The 10068-nt window shown below is 60.7% G+C and carries 9 protein-coding genes and 1 pseudogene; 3 read left to right on the plus strand and 7 right to left on the minus strand.

Annotated elements, in window-relative coordinates; translation table 11 throughout:
• Window positions 1-24 precede the first annotated feature (24 nt).
• From ACQRBV_RS20520 to ACQRBV_RS20545, 6 genes and pseudogenes are all read right to left on the minus strand, one after another.
• Window positions 25-942: a bifunctional helix-turn-helix transcriptional regulator/GNAT family N-acetyltransferase gene (locus tag ACQRBV_RS20520; protein WP_411984234.1), complete on the minus strand. Its 918-nt coding sequence runs from the start codon at window positions 940-942 to the stop codon at window positions 25-27.
• Window positions 943-1010: 68 nt separating this feature from the next.
• Entirely contained in the window at window positions 1011-2303 is a 1293-nt protein-coding gene (locus ACQRBV_RS20525) for a PQQ-dependent sugar dehydrogenase (protein ID WP_411984233.1), read from the minus strand.
• Window positions 2300-2713 (minus strand): DUF2231 domain-containing protein, encoded by a 414-nt coding sequence (locus ACQRBV_RS20530; RefSeq protein WP_060752684.1) that lies wholly within the window; start codon window positions 2711-2713, stop codon window positions 2300-2302. Before ACQRBV_RS20530 ends, ACQRBV_RS20525 begins: the two co-directional genes overlap by 4 nt.
• Before the next feature lie 123 nt (window positions 2714-2836).
• A complete protein-coding gene (locus ACQRBV_RS20535; protein ID WP_372241657.1) occupies window positions 2837-3604 on the minus strand; it encodes a methyl-accepting chemotaxis protein in 768 nt (255 codons plus the stop codon).
• Window positions 3605-3739: 135 nt separating this feature from the next.
• Window positions 3740-4789, minus strand: a pseudogene (locus ACQRBV_RS20540) (cache domain-containing protein); the annotation flags it as partial.
• Window positions 4790-4994: 205 nt separating this feature from the next.
• A complete protein-coding gene (locus tag ACQRBV_RS20545; RefSeq protein WP_104993930.1) occupies window positions 4995-5555 on the minus strand; it encodes a cysteine hydrolase family protein in 561 nt (186 codons plus the stop codon).
• A 123-nt stretch (window positions 5556-5678) separates the two neighbouring features.
• On the opposite strand from ACQRBV_RS20545, the gene ACQRBV_RS20550 reads away from it, so the two are divergent.
• A complete protein-coding gene (locus ACQRBV_RS20550) occupies window positions 5679-6191 on the plus strand; it encodes a GNAT family N-acetyltransferase (RefSeq protein ID WP_411984232.1) in 513 nt (170 codons plus the stop codon).
• Here the strand turns inward: ACQRBV_RS20550 and ACQRBV_RS20555 are convergent.
• A complete protein-coding gene (locus tag ACQRBV_RS20555) occupies window positions 6178-6810 on the minus strand; it encodes a TetR family transcriptional regulator (protein ID WP_060752688.1) in 633 nt (210 codons plus the stop codon). The genes ACQRBV_RS20550 and ACQRBV_RS20555 overlap by 14 nt on opposite strands.
• A 111-nt stretch (window positions 6811-6921) precedes the next feature.
• On the opposite strand from ACQRBV_RS20555, the gene ACQRBV_RS20560 reads away from it, so the two are divergent.
• Both ACQRBV_RS20560 and ACQRBV_RS20565 read left to right on the plus strand, forming a co-directional pair.
• Window positions 6922-7578 (plus strand): O-methyltransferase, encoded by a 657-nt coding sequence (locus ACQRBV_RS20560; protein WP_411984231.1) that lies wholly within the window; start codon window positions 6922-6924, stop codon window positions 7576-7578.
• A 174-nt stretch (window positions 7579-7752) separates the two neighbouring features.
• Entirely contained in the window at window positions 7753-9951 is a 2199-nt protein-coding gene (locus ACQRBV_RS20565) for an OsmC domain/YcaO domain-containing protein (protein ID WP_411984230.1), read from the plus strand.
• Window positions 9952-10068 lie beyond the last annotated feature (117 nt).

Genomic DNA, 10068 nt, shown 5'->3' on the forward strand with positions numbered 1-10068 from the left:
GGGGCTTGGGTGACAGGCCCCGATCTACAGATCACGCGCCCAGGTCTGGCTGACCAGGGGCTTGCCGAAGCTTTGGGTGGGTTCTTCTTCGATCAACTCGAAACCGGCTTTCTGGTAGAGCCTGCAGGCGTCGGTCAGCGCACTCATGGTCCAGAGCACCATGCGTTGGTAGCCGGCATGCCGGGCAAAGCGCAGGCATTCGTCCACCAGGCGCTGGCCGATGCCCATGTCCCGCGCACTGGCGTCCACGTAGAGCATGCGCAGTTTGGCCGTGGTCTCGTCATGACGTATCACGAATATCGAGCCCACCACCTCGCCATCCTTTTCCGCGATCCAGCAGCGCTCGCAGCTTGGGTCAAATTCGCGCAGGTACTTGGCGACAATTTCCGCCACCAAGGCTTCGAATTCCCAGTTCCAGTGGTACTCGCGGGCATACAACGCCGCTTGCTGTTGCACCACCAGGCCCATATCGCCGGGTTGCGGGTCGCGCAGCAGGTAGCTGGGTGCGCGACCTTGCAGCAGCGTCTGGATGCGCTGCATGGCTGCGGTCAGTTGCTGTTGTTGCAGTTCGGGCAGGCCTTGCAGCAAGGCGATGACTTCCAGCTGGGTTTTCTGTTCCAGGGGCGCGAGCACGGAGCGGCCGAGGTCGCTGAGATGCAGTTGCACCGCACGCGCATCAGTGACCGAGCGCACTTTCTCGACCAGGCCCTTCTTCTCGAATCCTTTGATCAGCCGGCTCAGGTATCCGGCATCCAGGCCCAGCATCTGGCACAGGTCGGCGCTGGTCAGATCGCCACGCGACGACAACTCGTACATCACACGGATTTCGGTCAGGGAGAAGTCGCTTTGCAGCAGGTGTTCCTGCAGCACACCGATCTGGTGCGTATAGAAACGATTGAAACCACGGATGATGCCGGCGCGTTCGGAAAGGGTGGTGGACATGATGGCGCTCAAATGGTTGCCTGAGGCAACAATATGGTTGCCTCGGGCAAGCATGTCAAACCCTTTGCCTACGGGTTGCGCGTCACCCGCCAAACGGTGTTGGCCAAGTCATCGGCGATGATCAGCGCACCTTTCGGGTCCACCGTCACGCCCACCGGGCGCCCTCGGGTCTTGCCGTCGTCGCCGCGAAAACCGGTGGCGAAGTCAACGGGTTCGCCGGCTGGCTTGCCGTTGCTGAACGGCACGAAGATCACCTTGTAGCCCACCGGGTTGTCGCGGTTCCAACTGCCGTGTTCGCCGATGAACACGCCGTCGGCGAACTTCTCACCCATTGCGGGGATGGAGAAATCCACACCCAACGCCGCAACGTGGGAGCCCAGGCTGTAATCGGGTTTGATCGCCGCTGCCACTTTCGCCGGGTTCTGCGGCTGTGCGCGGCTGTCGACGTTCTGGCCCCAGTAGCTGTAGGGCCACCCGTAGAAGGCGCCCTCGCGCACCGAAGTCAGGTAGTCCGGCACCAGGTCGGGGCCGAGTTCATCGCGCTCGTTGACCACTGTCCACAGTTGGCCGGTGCCTGGCTGCACCTTCAGCGCCGTCGGGTTGCGCAGGCCGGTGGCATAGGGTTTGTGCGCGCCGGTGGCGGCATCGATCTGCCAGACCATCGCCCGGTCGATCTCCACTTCCATGCCACGCTCGGTAATGTTGCTGTTGGAGCCGATGCCCACGTAGAGCTGGCGCCCGTCGGCGCTCACGGCCAGGGACTTGGTCCAGTGGTGGTTGATCTGCGCCGGCAGGTCAGTGACTTTGACGGGTGGCGCGCTGGCTTTGGTCTGGCCATCGGTGTAGTCAAAGCGCACCAGCGCGTCCTGGTTAGCCACGTAGAGTTTGCCGTCGGCGAAGGCCAGGCCATAGGGGGCGTTGAGATTGTCGGCAAACACGGTTTTCAGCTCATAAGTGCCGTCACCATCGGTATCGCGCAACAGGGTCAGGCGGTTGCCGCCTTTGACCTGGGTATTGCCCTGGGCCTTGATCACACTGGCAATCACGTCTTTGGGCTTGAGCTTGGCCGCGCTACCACCACGGCCTTCGGCGACCAGAATGTCGCCGTTGGGCAGGACCAGGGTTTGACGCGGGATGGCCAGGCCGGTGGCGATGGCGGTGACACTGTAGCCTTCGGGCACTTTGGGTTTTTGCGAACCCCAGGGCGTGGGTTCGGCAATTTTCATGCTCGGCAACAGGCTGCTTTGCTGCTCCGGCAGCTTGGGGTCAGGGCCGTGAGGTTGCGGTCTGTCGGCTTCGCCGCCACAAGCACTGAGCAACAGTGCTGCGCTTAACAGGGTCAGGGTGTGGGCAGTCTTCATTGGGCACCTCCCGAGCGCAGGCCGGTCCAGGTGGCGGCCAGCGTCAGCAGCGTCACGATCACCGACAGGACCAGCCCGGCAGGCATGGCGGCGTAGGCGTCTTTGGCGTGCTGGAACGCGTTGATCAGGCCCAGCACCCAGGTTGCCACGAGCAATAGCACGTAGACGGTCGGTTGCCCGGCTTTGTGTTCGGCACGCAGCAGGTTGATCAGTGCGCACAACAGCGCAAGACCACAAAACACCAGCGCGCCGGCGATCAGCCAAGAGGCGAAGTTGGCCCATTGAATCTGGTAGGTCTGGGTGTAGGCGATATCACTGAGCAGGGCACCCAGAAACAACGGCACGGTACCGGCGAGCAGCGTCGTGTGCAGCGGCCCGGGGGCGTAGCGATAGGCGGGTAGGGTGGTCATGGGATGGCGGCTCCTTGTTATACAACGCCCCTGGAATCGGGGCAGCGCATAGGAAAGGAGCCCTGCGTTTGTCAGATAGTTCAGTGTATTTCGTATCGAAAGAATGACGGCACAGTGCCCGCGCTAGGACTTGAAGCGCCCGACCAGCCCGTTCAGTTCCGCCGACAGGTTCGACAACCGCCCCGAATCATCCTGCGCCGAGTGGGCCAGGGTCTCGACTAAACGTGCCTCGTCATAGATCTGCTGGATATGCCGGTTGATCTCCTCCGCCACGCTGTGTTGCTCTTCGGCGGCGGCGGAAATCTGCAGGTTCTGGTCGCGGATCTCATTGACCGACAACTGAATGCCTTCAAAGCTGTCGCGCGCGCTCTCGATGGACGACACACTGGCCCGGGACAGGTCCAGGCAACTGCTCATCTTCTGCGTGACTTCCTCGGTCTTGCTGCCGAGGGTGCCGAGCAGGCTTTCTATCTCGCCGGTGGAGTCGGACGTGCGCTTGGCCAGCGCGCGTACTTCATCCGCCACCACCGCAAACCCCCGGCCTTGATCACCGGCCCGGGCGGCTTCGATGGCGGCGTTGAGGGCCAGCAGGTTGGTCTGTTCGGCAATGGCGCGGATGGTGCCGAGGATCTGGTTGATGCTGCGGCTGCCGGCTTCGAGTTCGACCATCGCCTGGGACGACTCGGTCAAGCGGCGACCCAGGCGGTTGACGTTATCGGTGGTCACCTCGATCTGCTGCTTGCCTTCGGCCACCCGGCGATGGCCGTTCTCGGCGGATTCCGCCGCGCCACTGCATGAGCGTGCGACTTCGTTGGCGGTGGCGACCATTTCGTTGAACGCCGTGGACACCAACTCCACGGCTTCACGCTGGCGCCCGGCCGCTTCGTTCATGTTATGCGCCACTTCGCTGTTGACCTTGGACGCGTCGTGCAAGTTGGTCGAAGCCGCACCGATATGCTGGATCAGCTGCCGGATCGCGGCGAGAAACTTGTTGAACCAGCCGGCCAGCTCGGCGGTTTCATCCTTGCCCTGCACCAGCAACTCATGGCGCAGGTCACCTTCGCCCTGGGCGATCGACTGCAAGCCGGTGCTGACCTGGCCAATGGGCTTGACGATCACCTTGGAAAACGCCGCGGCAATCAGCCCGAAGATCAGCACCAGCACCGCCACGATCACGGCGGTCAGGTAGGTCATGCGCGTGGCGGCTGCCATCACTTCGTTGTATTCGATCAACCCCACATAACGCCAGCCGAGGCCCGGGGAGGTCCAGACGTTGGCCATGTAACGCACGCCGTCGATCACCACCTCGGTGGAACCCTGGGGCGTATCGGCCAACTGCGCATAAGGGGCGCCGAGGTCCTTGAGCGGCTTGAAGTTGTGCGCCGCATTGCGTGGGTCGACCAGCACCACGCCGTCCTCGATCAGCATCACATAGCCGCTTTCACCCAGCTTGATGCTCTTGAGCAATTCGGTGAGGTTCTTCAGCGACACACTGACCACGAACACCCCCTTGGGCTTGCCGGTGTTATCCAGCAACGCCCGTGCGGTGCCCACCAGGGCGACGTCATCTTTGTCGTAATAGTAAGCCGGGGTGCGCACGGTCTTGCCGGGGCTGGCCATCGCCGCCTTGTACCAGGGGCGAGCGCGCGGATCGTATTTGGCCAGTTGCGGGTCATCCGGCCATTTGGCGTAGGTGCCGTCTTCCAGGCCGATGGACAGGATCGCCGCCGACGGATGCGTCGAACCGAAACGCGCAAACTGCTCAATCACCTGCTGGGCCTGCGCCGGCATCGGCTGGCTGGGCGCATTGGCGGACTGGTAGTCTTTCAGCGTGTTCACGGAAGTGTATACAGGATCGGCGGCCATTTGATCGACGTTCTGCACCGTGCCATCGAAGAACTGCCGAATGTTGCCGTCGATCTGGCGGATCTCACGGGTGCTGCCATCAATGAACTGCTCGACCGCCTGAGTGCGCGTATTCATCACGGAGATCACCGCAACAAGGCTCACCGGGATAAAAGCGACGGATACGAAAGCAAGCACCAGCTTATTTTTTATTTTCATCGGGACGACCATCAGCGGGGAGGGCGGCCAAATCACCCTTCCCGAAACTGCGGGTAGGCGATTTGATATCACTGTCTGTTTCGGCTCGATGTGGATAAAGCTTTAGCGGTATTTTGTGTACAACAAGGAATAATTTTGTTCTGAAAAATCGCCTCGATAAGCGCCGTGCAAAGCAGCGATGCACCGATGCACTTGCGTCCGACTCCGACCGACCTTGTCAGCAGCGAGCCAATAACTGAGTCGTCTCGGCGATCCTGGCGTAATCCATTGCCAGGTTACTCAGCGACAGAGCATGCACGTCCTCGGCCGGCCAGAGGTGGCCGCGCAAGTCGGTTTGATCAAAGGTGTAGCAAGCATCCTCGACGACGATGACATCGAAGCCCAGGTTACCGCCGGATCGCGCGGTGGATTCGACAGAGTTGTTGGTAATCACGCCAGCGATCACCAATTGCTGGATCGAGCGCATGTGCAGCCAACGCTCCAGGCCGGTTGCAGTGAAGGCATCGGGTACGTTTTTTTCCACGACATGCTCATGTTGGAGCGGCGCCAGCGTGGCCTGGAATTCGCAGCCCGGCTGGCCGGGCCAGAACACCGAGCCAGGGGTGCGGGAAATATGCCGGACATGCACGACGGGGCGCCGGGACTGCCGCCACGCGCTGAGCAGGTGCTGTATGTGCAATTCGGCGTGCGGATTATTGCGTCGCCCAAGCTTGGCGTCATTCATGCCCTGTTGCATGTCGATGATCACCAATGCCGCGTTTGTCGCTAACGGTTCCATGGCACATCCCTTCGCAGGAGAGGAGCAAAACATATCAGCGATTGCGCAAATCCAGACAGGGATTTGTTCGAAAGCCCCCGGCATTGTCTTTACACTGCGATCGCCATCCCGAGTTGAGATCCTATGTCTGCCCACATTCGCCTCGCGCATCGAGAGGACGCGCCTTTGTTACCCGCCATTGAGCGGTCTGCTGCCCAGGTGTTCCGTGAGATCGACGGGTTGGGCGGGTTGGCGGACAGCGCCACCCTGACGGTCGAGCGCCATCAGCAACTGATCGCTTTATCGACCTGTTGGGTGGTGGTCGACGCCAACGATCAGCTTCAAGGCTTCCTCAGCGCAGAACCCCAGGATGGCGTTTTACATATCCATGAGATGTCAGTTGCGCAAGCCGTCCAGGGCCAGGGCTGGGGGCGCAAGCTGCTGGAGACCGCCAAGGACTACGCCCAATCAAATGCATTGCGTGCGGTGACGCTGACCACGTTCAAGCACGTGCCGTGGAACGCTCCGTTCTACACCCGACTGGGGTTCAAACCCGAAACGGACCCGCGTCTGGCGCAAATCCTGGCGGATGAATATGCCCACGGGTTTGAGCCTGGCAGCCGCTGCGCGATGTCGTGGAGCATCAGCCTTGGTTGAGCGTATTCACATAAGCGTGAAACATATCCGCCATGCCATCCGCGTAAACCGCAATCTCTGCCGGCGTACGCGGGCTGCCTGAAAAGTCCTTGCCCACCGAACTGAGGGTGGTGAGGATCAGGTCGCACGCCAGGGCGCGGGATTCGTCGCGTACCTCGGGCAGCAGTTCCAGCATGAAACGCTGGAACGCCTGGCGACCTGCCGCGCGCACTTGCACGGCTTCAGGCGCATCCCGATACAGTGGCGCTGCGTCGTGCAGAGCCCCACGCATCTGCGCTTCCTCGCATTCGGAGTGGATGAAGGCATGCACCAGGGTCCGTAGACGCGTCAACGGTGGCTCGTCGGCAGCGTCGAGGATGTCACACAGCATTTGCGTGGTCTGTTGCCACTCATCACTTTGCAGTCGAAACAGAATCGACGCCTTGTTGGGAAAGTACTGATACACCGAGCCCACACTCACACCGGCCTTTTCCGCCACCCGCGCGGTGGTGAAACGGGTGGCACCTTCTTTGGCCAAAACCTGAGTAGCGGCCTGCAGGATAGCCGCCACCAGTTCGGTGGAACGGGCCTGTTGCGGTTGCTTGCGCGAGGAAATACGCGGGGTCTGGCGGGTGGTCATGGAGAGCTCCGGCTGCTGGGCCAATGCGAATAGCGAAGACGATGAATCACTCGCATACTTTTAATGCGATGAATTAGTCGCATCCTAGCCCCAACCTGACGGAAAGCAACCATGACGACCCTGACCACCGCGCCATTGGCGCCGCTGATCGAACGCCTCTACACCCAAGCCAGTGCGGCCACCAGCCCGATCATCGACAGCGTCCCCCGCGAAGAGCGCGACCGCCTGATGCACAGTAAAACCGAATACCTGGCGCTCTACACAATGCTCAAGGACCTGTGGCTGCCGGTCTCCCGCGACACCGGCAGCCTGCTTTACATGCTCGCCCGCAGCAGCCGGGCACGGGCCATCGTCGAGTTCGGCACCTCGTTCGGCCTGTCCACGCTGTTCCTGGCTGCCGCCTTGCGCGACAACGGCGGCGGAGTGCTGGTCGGCAGCGAATTCGAAGCCTCGAAGATCGCCCTGGCACGCGAGCATTTCATCGAAGGCGGGGTGAGCGACCTGATCGAAATCCGTGAAGGCGATGCCCTGGTTACCCTGGCCACGGGGCTGCCGGAAACCGTCGACCTGTTGCTGCTCGATGGCGCCAAGTCGTTGTATGGCGATGTGCTGGGCCTGGTGGAAAAACACCTGCGGCCCGGTGCCCTGGTGGTGGCCGACAACACTGACTATTGCCCGGAGTACCTGGCGCATGTGCGTTCGGCGGATAACGGTTACCTGTCCGTGCCCTTTGCCGATGACATCGAACTGTCGATCCGCCTGCGCTAACAATAAGCGCTGGCTGAACGCCAGCCGCACGGCACGAAGATCATCCCGGTGGTGGGGTCCATCCACCGGCTTGACCCACCGATCAGCAGTTGATCGGCAAAACCCTGAAACTTCCCGGCGAAAATCCTCATAATAGCGGCCATTTTGTTTAGCTCGTTATTCTGGTGTGCCCGCATGGAAATTAAGGTCAACTTTCTCGACAACCTTCGGCTTGAAGCCAAGTTCGATGACTTCACGGTGATTGCCGATCAGCCGATCCGCTACAAAGGCGACGGTTCGGCACCGGGGCCATTCGATTACTTCCTGGCTTCGTCAGCGTTGTGCGCGGCGTACTTCGTCAAGCTTTATTGCCAGACGCGCAATATTCCGACTGAGAATATTCGCCTGTCGCAGAACAATATTGTCGACCCGGAAAACCGCTACAACCAGATCTTCAAGATCCAGGTCGAGTTGCCGGCGGATATTTCCGACAAGGACCGCCAGGGCATCCTGCGTTCCATCGACCGTTGCACCGTGAAAAAAGTCGTACAGGCCGGCCCTGAATTCGTCATCGAAGAAGTGGACAACCTCGATGCCGATGCCCAGGCGTTGCTGATGCCCAGCTCCACTTCCTCGACCGGCACCTACATTGCGGGCAAGGACCTGCCGCTGGAACAGACCATTGCCAACATGTCCGGCATTCTGGCCGGCCTGGGCATGAAGATTGAAATCGCTTCGTGGCGCAATATCGTGCCTAACGTGTGGTCGTTGCATATCCGCGATGCGCATTCGCCGATGTGCTTCACCAACGGCAAGGGTGCGACCAAAGAGGGCGCCTTGGCATCGGCGTTGGGCGAGTTCATCGAGCGGCTCAACTGCAACTTCTTCTACAACGATCAGTTCTGGGGTGAAGAACTGGCCAACGCGTCATTCGTGCATTACCCGGATGAGCGCTGGTTCCAGCCGGGCCCCAAGGATGAGCTGCCGCCGGAAATCCTCGACGCCTACTGCCTGAAGATCTACAACCGCGATGGCGAGCTGCGCGGTTCGCATCTGTTCGACACCAACTCGGGGAATGAAGAACGCGGCATTGTTTCGCTGCCTTTCGTACGCCAGTCCGACGGTGAAGTGGTGTACTTTCCGTCCAACTTGATCGAAAACCTTTACCTCAGCAACGGCATGAGCGCGGGCAACACCTTGGCTGAAGCGCAGGTTCAGTGCCTGTCGGAAATCTTCGAGCGGGCGGTGAAGCGCGAAATCATTGAAGGCGAATTTGCGTTGCCGGACGTGCCTGCCGAGGTACTGGCCAAATACCCGAGCATTCTGGCGGGTATTCAAGGCCTGGAAGCCCAAGGCTTCCCGGTATTGGTCAAGGACGCGTCCTTGGGCGGTGAATTCCCAGTGATGTGTGTGACCTTGATGAACCCCCGCACCGGTGGCGTATTCGCCTCGTTCGGCGCGCACCCCAGCCTGGAAGTGGCGCTGGAACGCAGCCTGACCGAACTGCTGCAGGGCCGTAGCTTCGAGGGCTTGAACGACCTGCCGCAGCCAACGTTCGAAGGCCACGCAGTGACCGAGCCGAACAACTTCGTCGAACACTTCATCGATTCCAGTGGCGTGGTTTCGTGGCGCTTCTTCAGTGCCCAGTCGGATTATGAATTCGTCGAGTGGGATTTCTCGGGCCATGGCGAAGACTCCAACGCCCAGGAAGCCGCGACCCTGTTCGGGATTCTCGAAGGCATGGGCAAAGAGTCCTATATGGCGGTGTACGAACACCTCGGTGCCACCGCGTGCCGCATCCTGGTGCCGGACTACTCGGAAATCTACCCGGTGGACGACCTGATCTGGGACAACACCAACAAGGCGCTGTTTTTCCGCGAGGACATCCTCAACCTGCACCGTCTCAGCGATGACGAGCTGAAGGCCCTGGCCGAGCGCCTGGTGGAAAGCGAACTGGATGACTACACCGACATCACCACCTTGATCGGCATCGAGTTCGACGACAACACCGCGTGGGGGCAACTGACCATCCTGGAGTTGAAGCTGCTGATTTATCTCGCCTTGCAGCAATATGAAGAGGCGAAAGAGTGCGTGGAGATGTTCTTGCAGTACAACGACAACACTGTCGACCGCGGGCTGTTTTACCAGGGGGTGAATGCGGTGCTGGAGATGCATCTGGATGAAGATCTGGAACTGGAGGACTACGAGGCCAACTTCCGCCGGATGTTCGGTAATGAGCGTATGGACGCAGTGATTGGCTCGGTCAACGGCACGCTACGGTTCTACGGCTTGACGCCGACCAGCATGAAGCTGGAAGGCTTGGACCGGCATCTGCGCTTGATCGACAGCTACAAGAAACTGCACGCGGCGCGGGCCAACATCACCTCAGCCTGACGCCTTTGTAGTGAGCGGGCTTGCCCCGCGCTGGGGGGCGAAGCCGCCCCAAATCCAGGCGCCTCGGTCTTCCTGAAAAACTGCGGCGTCCTTGTTGGGGCGGCTTCGCCCCCCAGC

This window comes from Pseudomonas sp. R11F (assembly GCF_050312575.1).
GTDB classification, from domain to species: domain Bacteria; phylum Pseudomonadota; class Gammaproteobacteria; order Pseudomonadales; family Pseudomonadaceae; genus Aquipseudomonas; species Aquipseudomonas palleroniana.